We start from the raw sequence: 23,078 nt of genomic DNA, 5'->3' as shown, positions 1-23,078 counted from the left end.
CACCCAACATCAAACTCCAAACTTATTACTCCTATGAGTGCTAGTATTGTTAACCGTATCCTGGAAGAAGCCAAACAGAGTGGTATTAGTTTCTTTCTGGAAGAAGATAAATTGAAACTGAGGGTACCTAAGCATGATAAAGTAGCGCCGGCCCTATGGCAATTGATTGATGAGTGGAAAGAGTCCATTAAGTCCTTCTTGTTATTACACCGTGATACTATGCAGCGCGGTCATCAGCAGATCGAGCCTGTTAAGAGAAATGGATCGGACCACCTGCCTTTGTCGTTTGCGCAGGAACGTTTATGGTTTATAGACCGTATGCAGGGCAGTGTGCCTTATCATTTGTCTTGGGTATTCCGGTTACAGGGGGCATTGGATGTTGCGATACTGGAGGCTGCTTTTAAGGAGATCGTACAACGGCATGAAGTGTTACGTACGGTGATCGGAGAAGAGGATGGGGTGGGATACCAGGCTATTAAGGCCGGAACGGACTGGCGGTTGCATCTGCTGACGGAAGAGGCATTGACGGCCGGTGGGCAGACTATTCCCGCATATATTTCGGCTGTTGTATCGCAGCCGTATGACCTGTCTGTGGACCAGATGTTGAAGGTAAGCCTGATCCGGGTGCAGCCTGATGAGCATATATTATTGGTGCTGGTGCATCATATTGCTTTCGATGGTTGGTCTGTATCTGTGCTGGTGCGGGAGTTAAAGACCCTGTATCTGCGGTATGCGGGACAGTCATCCGACCAGTTGTTGCCCTTGGATATCCAATATGCTGATTATGCTTTGTGGCAGCGCAATTATTTGTCGGGTAATCTTGTGCATGAGGAGCAAGCCTATTGGAGGCGGCAGTTGAAGGAGGTAACGCCTTTGGAACTGCCTACTACTTATCCACGTCCGGCTATACAAAGCAACGAGGGCGCGATCGTCCAGTATCAGTTGCCGGCGGTGCTGCATGAGGGTTTACTGGCGCTTTCCCAGGAGGAAGGTGTTACTTACTTTATGACTTTGCTGGCGGCGTTTAAAGCGCTGTTGTTCCGTTATACCAATCAGCAGGATATCTGTATTGGTACGCCGGTGGCAGGCCGGCGGCAACAGGAGACGGAGTCGCTGATCGGTTTTTTTGTCAATACGTTGGCATTGCGTAGTCAGGTAGCTGCTACCGATACTTTCAGCACGCTGTTGCAAGCTGTGAAAACGACTACGTTGGCAGCTTATGAGCACCAGGATATTCCATTTGAGAAGGTTGTAGAGCTATTGCGTGTGGAGCGGGATATGAGTCGCAATCCTATCTTCCAGGTACTTTTTGTATTGCAGAATATGCCGGAAGCGGCGGTGCACGAGCTGGGTGATATCCGGCTGACGGCGCTGGCGCATACGCAGGTATATGCCAAATTCGATATAGAGCTTAGTGCTACGGTACTTCAGGAAGGAGGAGTGCAACTGAGTCTAACCTATTGCCGGGATCTTTTCGACGAGGCGACTATGACGCGTATGTTGCAACATTACGGTCAGTTGCTGGAGGCTATTGTGAAGAACCGGCAGGCGCCGGTGGGGGCTTTGCCGGTATTACTGCCGGAAGAGCATTCCTTATTGCTAGGTACCTTTAATGATACGGCTGTCGCTTACCCTGCCACACAGACCCTGGTGGGTTTATTTGAGGCGCAGGTGTTGCGTACGCCGGGACAGGTGGCTACTGTCTTTGAAGGCCAAACTTATACTTACCAGGCGTTAAATGAACATGCCAACCGGCTGGCGCATTATCTGAGAGGCAAAGGTGTAGGAGAAGATGTGCTGGTGCCGTTGTGTGTGGACCGGTCGCTGGAGATGATCGTGGCTATACTGGGTGTGTTGAAGGCCGGCGGGGCTTATGTGCCGATAGATCCTGCATACCCGGCGGAGCGTATCCGCTTTATATTGGAGGACACTGGTGCTGCTATTGTACTAAGTGGTACCGCCTATTGTGATATGCTGTCGGCGATCGCTCCATCGCTGGAGGTGACCGACGTGGCTGCTATCCAGGAATGGCCGGCGGAGTCTGTCACAGATCCTGGGGTAGCGATATTACCCGATCATCTTGCTTATGTTATTTATACATCTGGTTCTACCGGTCATCCGAAAGGGGTAATGGTGGAGCATGCCGGCATTGTGAACCGGCTGCTGTGGGCGCAGGATTACTTCCGGTTGACGGCAGGGGATGCGGTATTGCAGAAGACCACGTATTGTTTTGATGTATCGGTATGGGAGTTGATATGGCCGTTACTGGCCGGTGCGAAGCTGGTATTTGCGGGCCGGGAGGGACAGCGGGACACTGCTTACCTGCGTACGTTGATTGACCGGCATGGTATAACGATGATCCACTTTGTGCCCTCTATGCTGGAGGTGTTCCTGGATAGTGTGGAGGCAGGTGACTGTTCTTCTCTCCGGGAGGTGTTATGTAGCGGGGAGGCGTTGAAGCCCGGGCATATTACCTTATTTAGAGAGAAGCTGCCCGGTGCTGCGTTGTACAACCTGTATGGGCCTACGGAGGCATCCATTGACGTCAGCTGCTGGCAGGTGCCAGTTGATGCCGGTGAGGTGGCAGTATCTATCGGTAAACCTATTTCTAATACGCAATTGTATATTCTGGATGCTAACAAAGAGTTGGTATCTATTGGTGTGGCCGGGGAGTTATACATAGGCGGTGTTTCGCTGGCGAGGGGATACCTGAACCGGGAGACGCTCACTGCGGAGCGATTTGTTGCCAATCCATTCGGTGCGGGCAGACTTTACCGTACTGGTGATATGGCCTGCTGGCAGGCTGACGGTAATATCAGCTACCTGGGCCGCACGGATGACCAGGTAAAGATCAGGGGATACCGGGTAGAGCTGGGAGAAGTGGAGAATGCGTTACAGCAGGCACCTGGAGTAAAGCAGGCTGCTGTGGTTACCAGTGAAGATACCCTGGGTAACAAACGATTGACCGGGTATGTGGTGCCATCGGGAGACTTTGACCAGGCGGCAGTGGTACAGTACCTGCAGCGTAACTTACCAGCCTATATGGTACCGGCGTTCCTGCTACCTGTGGATGCGATACCGCTGACATCGAATGGAAAAGCAGACAAGAAACAATTGCTGGCGATAGCGCCAACGGGCCCTTTACAAACTACTTATGCTGCGCCCCGTAATGAGGTGGAAATACAGCTGGCGGATATCTGGGGACCTATCCTGGGCGTAGAAAAGGTCGGCATATACGATAACTTCTTTGATATGGGCGGTCATTCTCTCCTGGTGATGAGAGTGATTGCTGCTATACGTAAGAGACTACAATGGGAGCTGGGTGTCAGGGAGCTCTTTTTGCGCCCGACGATCGCAGCTATCAGTGCGAGCCGGGATGCAAATGCCAACGAGTTGCTGCCACCTATCAGTCTGCGGCCCCGTAATGTTCCTTTGCCCTTATCTTTTGCTCAGGAGCGGCTCTGGTTCATCGATAAATTACAAGGTAGCTTACAGTATCATATGCCCTGGATATTCCAGGTACAGGGTAGGCTGGATATCCCGGCGCTGGAAGCGGCATTCCGGGATATTATCCAACGTCATGAGGTACTACGGACGGTCATTACAGAGAAGGACGGTATTGGTTACCAGCAGGTATTGTCTGGTGACAACTGGCAACTACAATCTGCGACGGCAGCGGAAGCCGGTGTTATCGCAGACTATATTGCGGAGATCATCAACCGGCCCTATGATCTGTCTGGTGATAGTATGTTGCAAGTACACCTTGTACAGGAATCGGAGCGCAGCTATGTACTGTTGATACTGGTACATCATATTGCATTTGACGGTTGGTCGGTATCGGTACTGGCCAGGGAGTTGGAGGCTTTATATGGGCAGCATGCTTACGGACAGCAAGCGGCGGTAGCGTCATTGCCGGTACAATATGCCGACTATGCCTGCTGGCAAAGGGAATATCTGCAAGGCCCCTTACTGGAGCGGCAGTTGGCATACTGGAAGACGACCTTACAGGAAGTAACACCGCTTTCGCTTTCCCTCGATCATGCCCGACCTGCGATACAGAGTACGCAGGGGGCTGCTATACATTACCGTCTTAATGGTGCGTTGCGCGCTTCGTTGGTTACGTTGGCCCGTGAGGAAGGCGTAACGCTGTTTATGACTTTGCTGTCGGCATTTAAGACGTTATTATACCGGTATACCGGGCAAGAAGATATTTGTGTAGGTACGCCGGTAGCGGGGCGTCATCAGCAGGAGACGGAGTCGCTGATCGGTTTCTTTGTGAATACGCTGGCATTGCGCAGCAAGGTGAATGGCCATCTGCATTTCCGAGAGTTGTTGCAGGAAGTGAAGGCGACCACGCTGGCGGCCTACGAGCACCAGGAGGTGCCTTTTGAGAAGGTGGTGGAAGCATTGGGTGGAGAGCGAGATATGAGCCGTAACCCTATCTTCCAGGTGCTGTTTGTATTACAGGATATGCCGGAGGCTACGCAAGAGTGGGGAGATGTACTGCTTACCCCCCTTGACAACAAGGTGCTGCATACCCGGTTTGACCTAGAGTTGAGTGCTACGTTGCACCCGGAAGACGTGGAGCTGACGCTTACTTACTGCCGGGACCTGTTTGACGAGCGGACAATGGCCAACATGTTGCAACATTATGAGCGACTGCTGGAAAGTGTTGTTGCAGACCGTCAGTTGCCCCTGTCGCAACTCCCTATGTTGTTAACGGAGGAGCAAAGCCACCTGTTATATGACTTTAACGAATATGTTGCTTATCCGGCGGATCAGACGATACTTTCTTTGTTCGAAGCCCAGGTAAACCGGGTGCCGGATCATATCGCGCTCACTTTTGAAGGGGTTTCACTTACTTACCGCGAGCTTAATGAGCAGGCAGAACGGCTGGCTCATTACCTTGATGAGAAAGGTGTGCGAGAGGGCGTGATGGTGCCTGTTTGTGCGCATCCTTCCCTTGATATGATCAAGGGTATCTTTGGTATCCTGAAGGCTGGCGGCGTTTATGTGCCGATAGACCCAGAATACCCTGCGGATCGGATACAATACATATTGCAGGATACGGGGGCGCAGCTATTAGTCGCTACAGCTGCCTGCAAACCTATGCTGCATGCTGTAGATGCTACTGTTGAGATAGTGGATATAGCGGAGCGTTGCGCGACAGCTGCAGATGTGTACCATCCTGTTACAGTACCGGTTTCCAGCCTGGCATATGTTATCTATACATCCGGTTCCACTGGTCAGCCGAAAGGGGTGATGATCTCTCATGAAAATGTTATCAGCCTGTTACAGCCGGAGCGGCCGTTATTTGATTTCAATGACCAGGATGTGTGGACATTGGCACATTCTTTCAGCTTTGACTTTTCTGTATGGGAGATCTTCGGCGCTTTATGTTTTGGTGGCAGGCTGGTGATTGCCAGCCGGGAAACGGTACGGGATGTGGTTGCATTTGGTAACCTGATCCAGCAGGAAGGGGTGACGGTACTGAACCAGACACCAGCCGCCTTCTATATGTTGCAAGAGCAGTTGCTGCAGACATTGCCGCCATTAGCGCTCCGCTATGTGATACTTGGTGGTGATGCTTTGTCGCCCTCCCGGCTTAAAAGCTGGCCGCAACATTATCCTGCCTGCAGCCTGATCAACATGTACGGTATTACGGAGACGACAGTGCATGTGACCTATAAAAAGCTGGAGTTGCAAGACTTGCATAAGCAGATCAGTAATGTTGGCAAGCCGATACCGACGCTTGGTTGTTATGTGCTGGACGGTGATGGAATGTTAGTGCCGGCAGGGGTAGTAGGTGAGTTGTATGTAGGTGGCGCTGGTGTGGCCCGGGGATATCTGAACCAGCCAGGGTTGAGCAGCCGGAGATTTATGCCTAACCCCTATAGAGCCGGCGAACGCTGGTACCGGTCTGGGGATATGGTGAGACGGTTACCCAATGGGGACCTGGAGTACCTGGGCCGTGCAGACGACCAGGTGAAGATCAGGGGGCACCGGATAGAGTTAGGAGAGGTCACTTCTGTGTTGTCCAAAGCACCCGGTGTAAAACAAGCGGTGGTGATTGCAGACAAGGATGCCAGCGGCAACGGCCGGTTGGTGGGGTATGTAGTACCTGCTGCAGTCTACGCGGCTGATATGGTATCAGCATATCTGAAAGAGAAGCTGCCTGCTTATATGGTGCCTGGGTTTATCATTTCCCTTAACAGTATCCCGCTTACGAGCAATGGGAAAGTAAATAAAAAGCAGTTGCCTGTGATCGCCAATACGGCGATACGGCAGGCGGCCTACGTTGCGCCCCGCAATGATCTGGAGGCGAAGCTGGTGGATATCTGGCAGCGGATATTAGGGATACCTACTATTGGTGTATATGATAATTTCTTTGAACTGGGCGGGCATTCCTTATTGGTTACCCGCGTAGTGGCTGCTATCCGGAAGGAGTTGCAATGGGAGCTGACGGTTAAATATATTTTCCTGCACGGTACGGTAGCTGCTATTGCTACGCATTTGCAGACAGCGGGTAACAGCAGTCTTTTGCCAGCTATCGCGCCACGTAAGGATAGTGGCCGACTGCCCTTGTCTTTTGCGCAGGAGCGTTTATGGTTTATCGACAAACTGGAAGGCAGTCTGCAATATCATATGCCATGGGTATTCCGGTTAAAGGGCCAAGTAGCTGTTACTGCATTGGAATCGGCATTCCGGGCGATCCTTCAAAGGCATGAGGTATTACGTACGGTCATCCGGGAGGAAAACGGTATTGCTTATCAGCAGGTCAACGATGTGGCGTCCTGGAAGATGGTAATAACGGAGAGTGAGGGGCAGCAGGAGGAGATAACCGCATTGATCCATCAGCCATTTGATCTATCTGCGGATTACATGTTGCGGATTACGTTATTGCAGTTGCCGGATGCGTCGTATGTCATGGTGATAGTGATACATCATATTGCTGCTGATGGATGGTCTTTGCCATTGATCGTGCAGGAATTACTCGCATTATACAATAGCTCTCAGCGAGGATTGCCTGCTGACGTACCGGTACTGGCGGTGCAGTATGCTGATTATGCGATCTGGCAGCGTCAGTACCTGGAAGGCGCCATGATGGACCGGCAGCTGCAATATTGGAAGACGCAGTTGCAAGGTGCGGTGCCTTTAAAGCTTATGACGGATCATCCACGGCCCTTGATCCAAAGCAGCAAGGGTGCGATCATCAATTATCTGTTTAATAAGGAGCTGAGCAATGCTTTATTGCAGTTGTCACAACGGGAGGGCGTGACGTTGTTCATGACCCTGTTGTCGGCATTTAAAATATTAATGCACCGTTATACCGGGCAGGAAGATATCTGTGTGGGGATACCTATAGCGGGACGGCGTCAGGCAGAGTTGGCCGGGCTTATCGGATTCTTTGTAAATACGCTGGCGTTGCGTAGTGAAGTATCGGGTAGCGAGACATTCCGGGATATACTGCATAAGGTGCAACATATTACACTGGATGCTTATGAACACCAGGATGCGCCCTTCGAGAAAGTGGTGGAGACTATAGCCGGCAAACGTGACATGCATACGAATCCTTTGTTCAATGTGATGTTTGCCTTTCAGAATACGCCGGAGCTGCCGGCATTGGAGCTGGAAGGAATGACATTATCCAGCGACTATTACGATGATAATACGGCTGTTTTCGATTTTGTATTTGAGCTAAAAGAAACGGCAGAAGGGCTGGCGTTGCGATTCCGGTATGCGACAGATCTTTTTGAAGCGGTTACTATCCATCGTTTTATTGCGCATTATGAGGCCTTGCTGAAAGCGGTATTACAGGACGAGGATCGTCCGGTGGGGGCATTACCACTCCTGTCTGCTACGGAGCACGCTGCTTTGTTGCGAGATTATGCAGGTCCGGTATCTGACTACCCTGCTGATAAATGCATTATCGAACTATTTGAAACACAGGTAGCAGCTACACCGGATCGTATTGCGCTGTCGTTTGAAGGTAAGCAGCTGACTTACCGGGAGCTGAATGAACGGGCCAATCGTTTTGGGCACTTCCTGCAATCCAAGGGAATCGGTGTGGAGGTGATGGTGCCCTTGTGTATTGATCGTTCGCTGGATATGCTGATAGGTATTGTAGGTATCCTGAAGGCTGGTGGCGTATATGTGCCGGTCGATCCGGATTACCCGGAAGACCGTATCCGGCATATGCTGCAGGATACACAGGCGCCGCTGGCATTGAGTAGCCGGGCACATAAAGACCTTGTCGGTGCGGCGGCGGGAGACGTGGAAGTGATCGTGGTGGATACACTGGATCTTTCGTCTTATCCGGCTACTAACCCGGCGATCATCAATGTGCCCAAACATGTAGCCTATGTGATGTATACATCTGGCTCTACCGGCAGGCCTAAAGGGGTACTGATGACACATCGTAACCTGGTGAGCCTTGTAAAGGGAGTGTCCTATAATACTTTTGTGCCGACGGATATCATGTTGTCTACCAGTTCGCCCTCTTTTGACGTAGCTGCTTTTGAATGCTGGGGCACCTTATTGAATGGTGCGCACCTGGTATTGGCGCCGCGGGAGAAGCTGCTGGTGAACGAACAATTGAAGGCACTGATTATCGACCACAAGGTGAATAAACTGTGGTTGACGACCAGCTGGTTCAACCAGGTGGCAGATACGGATATTACCATCTTTGCTACCATCGAAACTGTGCTTACAGGGGGAGAGAAACTTTCTGAGGAGCACATAGGCCGGGTGATGAGGAAGTATCCTGCGTTAACGATCATCAACGGTTACGGACCAACAGAGAACACCACTTTTTCATTGACCTGGCGGCTGGACAGCAATTATCACCTGAAAATGATCCCCATCGGTCAGCCATTGGAGAACAGGACGGCTTATGTGCTGGATATGGACCGTCAGCTGGTGCCGATAGGAGTGACCGGAGAAATATATGTTGGAGGCGCTGGTGTGGCGAGTGGCTATTTGAATCAGCCGGTATTGACAGCGGAGCGGTTCAGGCCGGATCCCTTCAGCGAGGATGTTGATGCCAGGTTGTATAAGACCGGTGACCTCGGCAGAAGGCTGCCGGATGGCAATTTTGAATACCTGGGCAGAGCAGACCAACAGGTTAAGATCCGTGGTTTCCGGGTAGAGCCAGGGGAGGTGGAGAATATCATGAACGCATTGCCTGTAGTGGCTGCAAACTGTGTAGTGACGCGCCGAGATATGATGGGTGTGAATAGCCTGGTCTGCTACTATGTGCCTGATACCGGTACTGTCCGGTCAACGGAGCAGGCATTGTGTTTGCAAAGGGTTGCCAGCTGGAAAGATCTGTATGAATCTGAATACGGTAAAACGGAGCAGGTGACAGCCGAAGATGAAGAATTCAATATCATCGGCTGGAATGATAGTTTTACGGGTCAACCGATTCCTGTGACACAGATGCGGGAATGGCTGGATGATATTGTGGAGGTGATCCTGGCGCAGCAGCCTGGGCATGTATTGGAGATTGGTTGTGGAACAGGTTTGATCTACTATGCATTGTGCGACAAGATCCGCGAATATACGGGGACGGATTTCTCGTCGTCTTCCATTCACCAGATACGTAACCGGATTGCAAAGGGGAGGAGAGACTATTGTCCTACTACCTTACAGATCTGTGCGGCGCATGAGGTGTCGGTACCGGTTGGTACAGTGGTGGATACGATCCTGCTGAACTCTATCAGTCAGTATTTCCCGGCTGAACAGTACCTAACGGATGTGATAGGGAAAAGTATCAGTATGCTCCCGGGTAAGGGACGTATCATTATCGGTGACGTCAGGGATCATCGTTCGTTGAGGTGGTTTAAAGGCAGGCTGCAGTTGAATAAGATGTCGCCAGATGCCAGCCTGAAAGATTTTAAATGGGAGATGGAGCAGGGAGCTATGACAGAGGAAGAGCTCTGTTTTACCCCTGAGTATTTCTATCATTTATCAGCACGCTATCCGGAGATCTCTCATGTGGATATTCGCTGGAAGCAGGGAACGGCCATCAATGAGTTATCGTTGTACCGGTATACGGTTATCCTGCACATCGGGGAGGCTCCTGATATGCTACAGCCGGAATGGGCGAGCTGGAATCAGCCAGGTGGCCGACCTGCAGATATAATAACTGCTCTGGAAGCTGGCGAGTCGCTGATAGCTATACAGGATGTACCTAATTTCCGGCTGGCGAAGGAGCGTTTGCTGGAGGCGGGGCTTAAGCAGAAAACCATTGCGACCGTCAATGCTTTGCAGGCATATATATCGCAGAATGATCCGGAAATAGGCGCTGTCGGTGAGATCATGGCAGTAGCGGCAGCGAAGGGATATCAATACCGTTTGTTGCTGGACGAAGACGCGCTGAAGGTCAATTTGCTATTCTCACTATCTGATATAGATAATTTTGTATCGCCTGTATACGGTAACAATAGCAGTCATATCCCTACTACCAATATCCCGCTGTTTGCCGAGATAGCAGCGTTGCTGCAGAAGGATGTGCGTAATCTGTTATTGCAACGTCTGCCGGATTATATGGTACCGGCCGACTTTATCGCACTGCAATATTTGCCCCTAACAGATAATGGTAAGGCCGACTATCGCTTCCTAAGTGAGCGGGCTACCTTACATGTCAAGACCATCTCTAATTACCGGGCACCTGAAACGCCATTGGAGCAGCAGGTAGCTGTTATATGGCGATCATTGCTGGGTGTGGAGCGGATAGGAGTACATGACGATTTCTTTGAGCTCGGAGGTCACTCTCTGCTGGTGACCCGGCTGGTATCGGCTATACGGAAAGAATTACAGATCGAGATAGGGGTGAGGGATGTATTTACTTCGCCTACTATTGCCAGTTTATCCGCCCATTTGCTGAACCGGCAGCATTCCCTGTCATTGCCGGCCATCACTCCGCAATCAGGAGAGGAGCGGCTGCCACTGTCTTTTGCGCAGGAGCGCTTATGGTTCATCGACCGTTTGCAGGGTAGTGTACAATATCATATGCCCTGGGTATTCCGTTTGCAGGGAACACCTGATATGGCCGCTTTATCGGCAGCATTCCGGGGAGCCATCACCCGCCATGAGGTACTACGTGCTGTGCTGAAACAGGAAAATGGCACGCCTTACCAGGAGATCATTCCGGCAGATAACTGGCAGCTGGAATACAAGGAAGATGTGGGCCTGACTGATCCCGATAAGTTTGACCGGTATGTCCATGAGTGGATGATCCGGCCATTTGATCTATCAGCGGATTATATGCTGCGGGCGCAGCTGATAAAACTGGAGGAGGCATCTTATGCACTGATCGTGGTTTTCCATCATATTGCTTTTGATGGTTGGTCCGTGTCTCTTATGGTCAACGAACTGGTGACCTTGTATAATGCTTATCAAACCGGTCAGCCGGCAGTATTGCCAGAATTACCGGTGCAGTATACTGATTATGCTATATGGCAACACCGGTATCTCAAGGATATATTAGACGAGCAGTTGCAGTACTGGCAACATCGACTGCGGGATATTACGCCACTTTATCTGCCGACAGATTATCCACGTACAGCTATTCCCAGTACGAGGGGTGGCACTATTTACTTTTACCTGGATCAGGCATTAAGTAATGATCTTCAGCAGCTGTCACGCAGGGAAGGTGTTACCCTGTTTATGACCATGTTGTCCGTATTCAAGGTATTGTTATATAGATATACGCGGCAGGAAGATGTGTGCGTGGGTATTGCTATTGCCAATCGTACGCGTAAGGAGACAGAATCACTTATCGGCTTCTTTGTGAATGCATTAGCGTTGCGTAGTCAGATAGACGGCAGCGTAGCATTTGGAGAGCTGTTGCAGCAGGTGAAGAGTACCACGCTGGAAGGGTATACCTATCAGGATGTGCCTTTTGAGAAAGTGATAGAGGCGGTAGCGGGAAAAAGGGATACGGCGGCTAATCCGTTGATACAGGTGATGTTCGTTTTACAGAACACCCCGGATATTCCTGCCCTGGCGTTAGGTGATCTCGCGTTGTCGGGTGAGCTTTATAAGAATGTGACGTCTAAGTTTGACCTCACCTTTGACCTCCGGGAGAAGGAAGAAGGTATTGAGTTCCGTGTAGAATATTGTGCGGATCTGTTTAAGCAGGAAACGATAGAACGTCTTTTTCATCATTATGAGCAGTTGTTACGTGCTATTGTAGCGGATATACAGACGGCTGTGGATCGGCTGGATATGTTGGCGCCGTCAGAGAAGCATCAGGTATTATCGGCATTTAATCATACGGTTATAGTGCCCAGGAAGGATAGAACGGTGATTGATTCTTTCGAAGAGCAAGCATTGCTTACGCCAGATGAAACGGCGGTTATACAGGACGATAGTCGTCTTTCTTTCCGGGAATTACATGAAAGGGCTAACCAATTGGCGAATCAGTTGCGGGTGCTCGGTATTAAAGCGGGGGAGCAGATACCTATTTGCATAGACCGGTCGCCGGAAATGATTGTTGGTATACTAGGCATCCTGAAAGCGGGAGCCGCATTTGTACCCGTTGATCCGGCGTGGCCAGCAGCGCGTATCGCTTATCTGTTACAGGATACTGAAGCTCACATTGCATTGGCGAGCAGTACCTGTGCGCCTATATTGGAATCGGTCGCAAAGCTGTCTGTCATTATCCAATTGGATAAAATAAGCTTTACGACAAGCGATGAGGTAAAAGGGTTGTCTGTAGTACAACCATCTGCACAGCAGCTGGCATATATTATCTATACTTCTGGATCTACGGGAGTACCTAAAGGCGTGATGGTAACACATGGTAACCTGTTTAATTACCTGCAGTATTGCCAGCATCATTACCTGGATAGCAATAATAAGGAGGCCGGTAGTTATCTGCACCTGTCTTTCACTTTTGATGCGGCTATTACCGCGTTGTTTGTGCCTATGCTGGCAGGGAAGTCGCTGGTGCTGGCCAGTTCATCCGGTGTGGACGTATTCAGATCACCAGCATTCAGGAAGTATGCTCCTTATGACTTTATCAAGCTGACGCCTGCACACCTGCAATTGCTGGAAGAAGAGGTACAGGCATACCCTGAGCAGTTATTGGCAACCAGGTTAGTGATCGGAGGAGAGGCGCTGCAACAGGCACATATCCGTTTTCTTACCGGCAGGAACATGGTGCGGGAGATCGTGAATGAATATGGCCCTACGGAAGCAACGGTAGGCTGTAGTACTTATGTACTCGCTACTAATGACGATACGGTAGACTTACAGCAAGGTGTACCGATAGGTAAGCCATTGGATAATGTAGTGTTATATATTTTAGATGCCGCGCAAGGTGTATTGCCTGTAGGAGTGCCCGGTGAATTGTATATAGGTGGCGCCGGTGTCGCTAATGGATATCTGCATCAGGCACAACTGACGGCAGAGCGGTTCATAATGGACCCGTTCAGTGATATACCCGGTGCAATGATGTACAGCACAGGCGATCTCGCAAAATGGTTGCCGGATGGGAATATACTTTATCTCGGTCGTATTGATGACCAGGTCAAGATAAGGGGGTATCGTATAGAACCCGGTGAGGTGGAAAATGTGCTGAATGAGCTGGGGCCGGTTGCTGTCAATTGTGTAGTGACCAGGAAGGATGCAATGGATATCAATCAGCTTGTAAGCTATTATGTACCTGCGAGGGATGTGATAGCAGCAAAGGAGCGTGCTTTATATGTACAGCAGGTAGAGAGTTGGAAGGAATTATATCAAAACCAATATAGCCAGACAGAAACGGCGGAAAATGTGGAAGCAGAGTTCAACCTGGTAGGGTGGAATGACAGCTTCACGGGTAAGGAGATCCCTGCTGTTCAGATGAGATCGTGGCTGGATGATATTACCCGGGTGATCCTATCAGAACAGCCTTCACGTGTGCTGGAGATAGGATGTGGCATGGGCCTGATCTACTTTGCTTTGTCGGGGCAGATAGACAAATACTTTGGAACAGATTTCTCACAATCTTCTATTAACCAGATCCGGAACAGGGTTGCCAAAGGGCTCAAAACGTATACGCCTGTTGAATTACAGGTTTGTCCCGCACATGAAGTAAAATTGCCGGACGGGGAGAAAGTAGATACGGTTGTGATCAACTCCGTAATACAATATTTTCCGGGAGCGTCTTATCTGACGGATGTGATCGGCAATAGTATCAGCATGCTTGACAATAATGGCCGTATCATCATTGGTGATGTCAGGGACCTTCGTTTGTTACGGATGTTCAAAGGGCGGCTTCATCTTAACCAGGTACAGCAGCATCTATCTCTACGGGAATTTAACTGGCAGCTGGATCAGGAAATGTTGCTAGAGGAAGAACTTTGTCTGACGCCGGATTATTTCTACGGGTTGACTACCTGTTTCCCGCAGATCAAACATGTAGATATCCAATGGAAGCAAGGTACTTATGAAAATGAGCTGTCGTTGTACCGGTATACGGTGATATTGCATGTGGGAGAGACCGTGTCATTAGCGGAACCCGTTTGGACGGAGTGGATGGGTATCGCTGGCTCGCATGCCGCACAGAACCTGTTGGAGAGCATGCCGCAGCTACTTGCGATAAAAGATGTGCCTAATCCCCGTTTATATAAGGAAAGAAAGTTGGAACGTGCATTGGCGCAACAGGATATATTGACAGTAGGCGCGTTACAAAGTGATCTGGATACGGAAGATGCAGAAAGTAAGGAAGTCAATGAATTACTTGCTGCTGCCACCGCTGCCGGCTACCAGGCGAAATTCCTGCTAGATGAGGACGCGCTGAAATTCAACCTGGTGTTATCGCAGGTACCGGTATCCAACTTTATATTGCCGGTTTACGGTAGTATTGACAGTACGAAGCCTGTAGCAAACCAACCATTGTTTGCCGAGATAACGACGCTTTTGCAACAGGATATTAAAGCTGCTTTATTGCAGCGCTTACCGGAGTATATGATGCCGGCAGATCTTATTGCCATACCTTATTTACCACTGACTAATAATGGTAAGGTGGACCGGCAGTTTTTGAGTGAAATGGGGAAACTTGCGGTCCGGAGCGGAGGGGCTAAAGAACAAGCACCAGGTACTCCTTTGGAGCAGGATCTGGCGGCTATCTGGCAGGAATTGCTCAAATTGGAACGGGTGGGTGTTCACGATGACTTCTTTGAATTGGGAGGTCACTCACTGCTCGTAGTAAGAGTGGTGTCTGCTATCAGGAAGCAGCTGCAGATAGAAGTGGATCTGCAGGATCTGTTTATTTATCCGACAATTTCGTCACTCGCTGCACATATTGCTGCGCAGCGTCAGAAAGATTTGTTGCCTACGATTAAACCGAAGGCTCGGGAAGGAATGATCCCACTGTCATTTGCGCAGGAACGTCTATGGTTCATTGACAAATTGCAGGGAAGTGTACAATATAATATGCCATGGGTGTTCCGCTTAAAAGGTAAGTTGAATACCCGTGCGCTGGAGGCCTCTTTCCGGGAGATCGTTCGCCGACATGAGATACTACGTACGGTGATCGCCGATAATAACGGTGTAGGGTACCAGGAGGTAAAACCAGTGGACAGGTGGAAGATGAAGCAGATAAGCGTACTGGAATTGATGGGTAGCGGCAGCGATATGCAGGAATATATTGCCTCAGAGATGCAGCATCGTTATGATCTCTCAAAAGAGATGATGTTACGGGTACATCTGATCAAGGTTTCTGCCAGTGAACATGTGCTGATGGTGATGTTGCACCATATCGCATTTGACGGGTGGTCAGTGGCCGTATTGGTAAAAGAGTTTACGGAATTATACCAGTCCTTCCTTACGCAGCGTCCTGCCCGTTTACCAATGATGACCTTACAATATGCCGATTTTGCGATGTGGCAACGATCTTACCTGGATGGAGAGGTCTTGGATCAGAAATTGTCTTATTGGAAGCAAAAGCTGGCGGACGTAGCACCGCTTGATCTACCGAAAGATTTTCCGCGGCTGCCGTACCAGAGTGTCAGAGGCAGCAGTATATCGGGTCGGTTGGATAAACAGCTGCATCAACAGTTGTTGGCGTTGAGCCATCGTGCAGGAACTACTTTGTTTATGACCATGTTGGCGGTATACAAGGTATTGCTGTTCCGGTATTCCGGTCAGGAAGATATTTGTGTGGGTACACCGGTGGCAGGCCGCCAGCAGCAGGAGTTGGAGAATATGATCGGCTTCTTTGTGAATACGGTAGCCCTTCGTAGTGAAGTGGTGGGAGACATGCTATTCTCTGCGTTGTTACAACAGGTTAAAACTACTACGCTTGAGGCATACGCTCACCAGGAAGCGCCGTTTGAGAAGATAGTCGAGGTATTGGGATTGGAAAGGGATATGAGCCGCAGCGCCATTTTCCAGGTACAGTTTGCTATGCAAAATACCCCTGAACATGCAGAACTGGATATGGGAGGTGTACTGCTGAGTGCAGAGGATATAGCAGCCATCAGTACGCGCTTTGATGTGATCATGAATGTGTCTGAACAGGAAGATGGAATAGCTGTGAGCATTTCTTACTGTACGGATATGTTCAAACAAGCAACGATAGAACGACTGTTTGAGCATTATACCAACCTGTTGCAGGCAGTAGTAGCCGATGCGGCTGTACCGGTTGGGAAACTGAATATCCTGTCTCCACAAGAGGTAAATCAATTGTTGTTCGAGTTTAATGATACGGCAGTGCCTTATCCGTCGGACAAAACACTCATTCATCTTTTTGAAGAGCAGGTTGCTCGTACGCCAGATAATGTAGCATTGGTATTTGAAGATATTTCGCTTACCTATTTAACGCTTAATGAAAGGGCCAATCAGTTGGCGCACTATTTAAAAGCACGTGGTGTAAAAGCAGAGGTGCCCGTACCGATCTGTTTTGACCGTTCGCCTGAAATGATCATCAGTATATTAGGCGTATTGAAGGCAGGAGGAGGATATGTACCTATAGATCCCACTTATCCGGCAGACCGTATTGCTTACATCTTGGAAGATACTACTGCATTTATAGGGCTAAGTAGTGCGGATTGCAGTCACCTATTGGGAGATAGGCAGATATTGACCAGAGTGATAGCAGTGGACCGTGAATGGTTTGCTATCGACAAAGGGCCTAAAGATAATTTGGATAGCGAATTACGGCCTGATCAGTTGATGTATATTATTTATACTTCCGGTTCAACTGGCCGGCCAAAGGGGGTACTGATGGAGCATCACTCCCTGGTCAATTTTGTGTTACATCAGACAAGGGTATTTAATATTGATCACCAAGATCGTGTATTACAGTTCTATAACTACTGTTTTGATCCTTCTGTAGAACAGATCTTCCTGCCGCTGATCAATGGGGCGGCCTGTGTGCTCATTCCTGATGAGGTCAGGAGAGATGCGCAACAATTTGAGACATTCCTGACGCAAAAAAGGATTACTCATCTACAAGCTACCCCTGGCTTTTTGAATAACCTCCGTGCGGATATCTATGGTGGATTGCGTCGTGTGGTAGCTGGTGGAGAGATATGTAGTATTGCCCTGTTCGAAAGGTGGAGGCCTATTTGCAGATTCTATAATAAGTACGGTCCGACGGAGACGGCTATCACTGCTACGGAGTATCCCTGTGCGCCAGACCTGTCTATTCAGGGAATGACTTCGTTGCCTATAGGTAAGCCGGTAGCTAATACCCGACTTTATGTAATGGACGCTGGTGGCATGCTGGTGCCGGTAGGTGTGAAAGGAGAACTGCATATTGGTGGTGTGCAGGTAGCAAGGGGGTATTTGAATCAGCCAGCGCTGACAGCAGACAAATTTATCCCCGATACCTATAGCGGGAAAGAAGGCGACCGGTTGTATAGAACCGGTGATACGGCCAGATGGCTGCCGGATGGTAATATCGAATACATAGGACGGGTAGATGACCAGATAAAGATACGCGGTTTCCGGGTAGAGCCGGGAGAGGTGGAGAATATATTGCAACAGGCATCTTTTGTTACCCGTTGTGTAGTAATAGGAAACGAGGATAAGACGGGCAATAAACGTCTGATTGCCTATGTAGTACCTGCTGCAGGTTACAGCCGCGAAAAAGCGCAGGAATACCTGGCAGGCATACTACCGGATTATATGGTGCCTGGCTTCTTTATGGAGATTGAGTCTATGCCGCTTACAGCAACAGGAAAGGTGAATAAAAAGGCATTGCCTGAATTCGATGCCAGTGAGCAGATCAATACCACATTTGCTACGCCGCGCACTCCATTGGAGGAACACCTGGTGAATATCTGGAAGGAGTTACTGGAGGTAGACAGGGTCGGTATCCAGGATGATTTCTTCCAGCTGGGAGGACATTCGCTCCTGGTGACCCGAGTAGTGTCTGTTATCCGTAAACAGTTGCAGGTAGAGTTAAGTATCAACGACTTTTTCCTGTATCCTACGGTGGAAGCATTGGCAGCGCAGCTGGAAAGCCAGGAGGAAAAAGAGCTATTGCCACCGGTAACTGTACAGGTAAGAACGGCTCATATTCCGTTGTCATTTGCACAGGAGAGACTATGGTTTATCGATAAACTGCAGGGAAGTCTGCAATATCATATGCCTTGGGTATTCCGTATGCAGGGCAAGCCGGATGTACGGTTTGTAGAAGCTTCCTTCCGCGAGATCGTAAGGCGGCATGAAGTTTTGCGTACGCAAGTATTGGAACGTGAAGGGGTAGGGTATCAGACTGTCAGATCTGCTGAAGATTGGCAGTTACAATACCTGACATTGGCGGATTTGCTGGCACAAGGCAGCGATATACGTACTTATCTTACTACCGCGGTACAACAGCCGTACGACCTCAGTAGTGATATGATGTTGCGGGTGCACATGATCAGTGTGTCTGATACGGAACACGTACTGCTTGTAATGTTGCATCATATTGCTTTCGACGGTTGGTCGATCTCTTTGTTAGTAAAGGAATTACAGGAGCTATATAGCGCATTTGAATCCCGGCGTCCTGCACGTTTGCCACTGTTATCATTGCAATATGCGGACTATGCTATCTGGCAGCGTGGTTATCTGGAAGGAAAAGTACTGGAGAAAAAACTGGCTTACTGGACAACGCAGTTAAAGGGAGTATCTCCTCTGGATATGCCTGCGGATTTTCCCAGACAGCCCAGACAGAGTATAAAGGGGAACGTTGTGGTAAGGACGCTGAACAGTTCTCTGGGTGAGCAGTTGTTACAATTCAGCCATCAACAGGGAACGACGCTGTTCATGACCATGCTTTCAGCATTTAAGGTGTTGTTGTATCGCTATACAGGGCAGCATGATATCTGTATAGGCACACCAATTGCAGGGCGGCAACAGGAAGAATTGGAGGGATTGATCGGTTTCTTCGTGAATACATTGCCACTGCGCAGCCAGGTTGTGGGTGATATGCCATTTGCTGACCTTTTGCAACGGGTGAAACGCACGGCACTGGATGCTTTTGAACACCAGGAGGTTCCTTTTGAGAAGATAGTTGAGGGAATGGATCTTGACCGGGATATGAGCCGCAATGCCATATTCCAGGTACTGTTTGCTATGCAGAATGCCCCTGAGGCAACGGTTTTGAATCTGGGTCATGTAACATTAGCTCCGGAGGACAATGGCGTGATTACAGCTATGTTTGATATTGAGCTCAGTGTGAGAGAAACGAAAGAGGGTTTGGAACTGTGGGCTAACTACTGTAGTGAGCTATTCCTGCCATATCGTATAGAAGGTTTATTACATCATTATGAACATCTGCTTACAGCCATAGTGCAAAATAGCGGACAGCTAATAGACAGTATACCGCTGATCGGTGAAACCGAGATGACGGATGTATTACAGCGGTATAGCGTACCAGCAGTGACAAAACCAGTAGATAGCAATTTCGTTTCGCTATTTGAAATGCAGGCTGCACTTAACCCAGAACATATTGCCCTGGTATTTGAAGATACAATACTTACTTACCAGCAATTGAATGAACGAGCCAATCAGCTTGCACATTTCCTTCGAAAGAACGGGGTTGACAGGGAGACATGGGTGCCTGTATGTATGCCGCGTTCTTCGGATATGATAGTAGCCATATTGGGTATTATGAAAGCAGGAGGTGTTTATGTTCCAATAGATACAGCTACACCAGGGGAGCGTATTGCGTACATATTGAATGATACGGGTGCCAAGGTAATCCTTACCTCAGACAGTATAGCATTAACGGATGCTGCTGTACAAGGCTGTATAATAGCATTGAGTAGAGCCTGGTCAAAGGTCATGGAAGAGCCCACCTATGATCCTGACCCTATATCCAAGCCGGAGGATCTGGCATATGTCATCTACACATCGGGATCTACGGGCCTACCTAAAGGTGTGATGATCAGTCATGCCGCCTTCCGTAATTACGTCAGTACATTCCGGGAACATTTTACACTGACTGACCAAGATGTGATGATACAACAGGCATCCATAGCTTTTGACACTGCTGTAGAGGAAATATTTCCTATTCTCACTGTAGCAGGTAAGTTGATCGTTGTAAAAGATAATAAGGACTTCCCCCGTATAGCCACGCTATTACATAACGAGTCTGTTACGGTATTGAGCACGAATCCGTCTTTTGTAAGGTATTATAATGATACCGGAAATCTGGCCCGCTCGCTAAGAGCTATCATCAGTGGGGGAGATGTTCTGAAGGGATCTGATATTGATCAATTATATGATAGGGTGGCGGTATACAATACCTACGGCCCTACGGAGGCAACTGTCTGTGCTACCTATTACCAGGTGAAGGCGTTAGCAGACATGATACCAATTGGTAAACCGGTGCCTAATACCCATGTTTACATACTTGATAAGGCATTACATGTATTACCCGTAGGTGTCACCGGGGAAATATGTATCAGTGGGGTACAATTGGCAAATGGTTACTTCAACAATGCCGCATTAACGAGCCAACAATTCATTCCTCATCCTTTTAATCCTGAAGAGCGACTATATAAAACGGGCGATCTCGGCAGCTGGTTGCCAGATGGAAATATTACCTATCATGGCAGAGTGGATGACCAGATCAAGGTGAGAGGATACCGGATCGAGCCCGGCGAAATTGAAACCGTGATGAACAGGCTGCCGGCAATTAGTGCTGCAGCCGTAGTCGTCAAGGACGATCCGCAAGGAAATAAGCGCCTGGTATGCTTCTATGTATCAGCAATCGGCCAGGACAAAGAGCAGTTAATAGATCATGCATCAGCATATCTGCCTGGGTATATGATCCCTTCAGTTTTCATTGCGGTGGATAATATACCATTAACTGTCAATGGTAAAACAGATCGTCAGCTATTACTGCAAACAGACATATCGCCCTATATACAACATGCACCGTACGAAGCTCCCCGTGATGAGATGGAGGAACAATTGGTAAGTATCTGGCAGGAGCTACTAAATGTACCTCGTATTGGTATTCATGACAACTTCTTCGAATTGGGAGGAAACTCAATCATAACGATACAGGTGGTGAGCAGAGCCCGTCTGCTAGGACATGAGCTGGAGGTAGGGGATATATTTATATATCAGAGTATTACGCGCATTTCTGCAGCATTAAGGGAGCGTACCGATGCGTTAATGCAGGATGAACCCGATGTGCCTGGAATGGAGTATGTGTTGTTACCGGGACAAAAGCAGTACTTCGCATCAGCTGGCGCTGGTGTATCTGCCGCCAGCCACACGTTGCACTTATCGTTAAATAAAGTGGTGACTGAAGGCCAATTACAGGATGTAGTGCAGCAATTGGCTAAAGAATATGTTAGTCTTCAATTGGCATTCAAACAGCGGGAAGATGGTTCCTGGGTACAATATGATAGCGGGCATCATCCTGTAATTACCACGTTGGATCTTGCTGACGTAAAAATGGATGAATGGCAGGTAGCTATAACAGCAGCCTGTGATGAACAACGCCGTCAGCTGGATGTCTTGGTAGGTAGCGTTTTTCGCTTATTGCTTATCAAACAACCTGTACAAGATACAAATGACCAGCTTGTGCTGTTCGCCCATCCATTGGTGGTGGATCATGCGTCCTGGCAATTTATTACCGAAGTGCTGGAAGCAGGATTAACGACCAGAGCTGCCGGTGCTGCTAATATAACATCTCATCGACAACGCTCTTACTTCGGCGCGCTGAAAGCATTGCAGCGATACAGTTCAGGTAGTGTATTACAACAGCAATTGCCTTATTGGAAGAAACAGTTAGCTGGCGTACGGTCACTGCCAGTGGATAATAATACGAAAGTTACGTTAGCAGGGCATGGGCAGTATTCGTCACATGTCAGCGATCTTGAGTTGGGTCAAGTCAGCCAGCTATTGCAGGATATTAATAATGTCTACAATACGACTATTGCGGATCTGTTGATAGCAGCTTTAACGAGAACATTATGTGAATGGTCGCAACATCCGGAAGTTGTAATCGGAATGGTGGGCGATAGCAGGTGTAAGACAGAAGATAAAGAGGACGAAGTACGACAAGTAGGTCATTTTAGGTCGAGCTATCCGGTGCAACTAACATATGCTAAAGAGTGGGGAATGTCAGCCTGGATCCGACATGTAAAAGAGTCACTACGCCAGACGCCAGATGGAGGTGTGGGATATGAATATTTAAAAGATAATACAGCACTCAAAGATGTTGATCAGCGGCAGTGGGATATTGTCTTTTCCTATGAGGAGCCGTTGCATCTTTCTCAAAGTCTGCATTCGGCTGTGATATTATTCGAAGAACATTTACCAGCGGGATATCAGGTCCGCGAAAAGATACATGTTGTTGGAACATGGGTGGATAATCAGCTTCGCATGAAATGGACCTATAGTACGCTGCATTATAGTTTGGCCACGATAACACAGTTATCTGCTACCTGTCAGGCCTGGCTACAATCAATAATCGCTCACTGCCAGGAGCAACACGGGTTGGGTGTCAGAGTACTCACTCCTTCGGACTATGGTCTTTCTGAAGATATCACCTATGAAGAACTGGACTCATTCCTTAAGAAGGATAATCCGGGATCAGACAATACACCAGATGATGATGTGATGATTTTTTAACC

At 48.8% G+C, this 23,078-nt stretch carries 1 protein-coding gene; it reads left to right on the top strand.

All coding sequences use genetic code 11. The features are described from left to right. Positions 1-33 precede the first annotated feature (33 nt). Positions 34-23,076, top strand: coding sequence for a non-ribosomal peptide synthetase (locus KTO58_RS13875; protein ID WP_095838797.1), 23,043 nt, complete (start codon positions 34-36; stop codon positions 23,074-23,076). The last annotated feature ends 2 nt before the right edge of the window (positions 23,077-23,078 follow it).

This window comes from Chitinophaga pendula (assembly GCF_020386615.1).
Classification (GTDB): Bacteria; Bacteroidota; Bacteroidia; order Chitinophagales; family Chitinophagaceae; genus Chitinophaga; species Chitinophaga pendula.
Note: the sequence above shows the minus strand (reverse complement) of the source record. Positions and strands in the feature narration are given on the sequence as shown.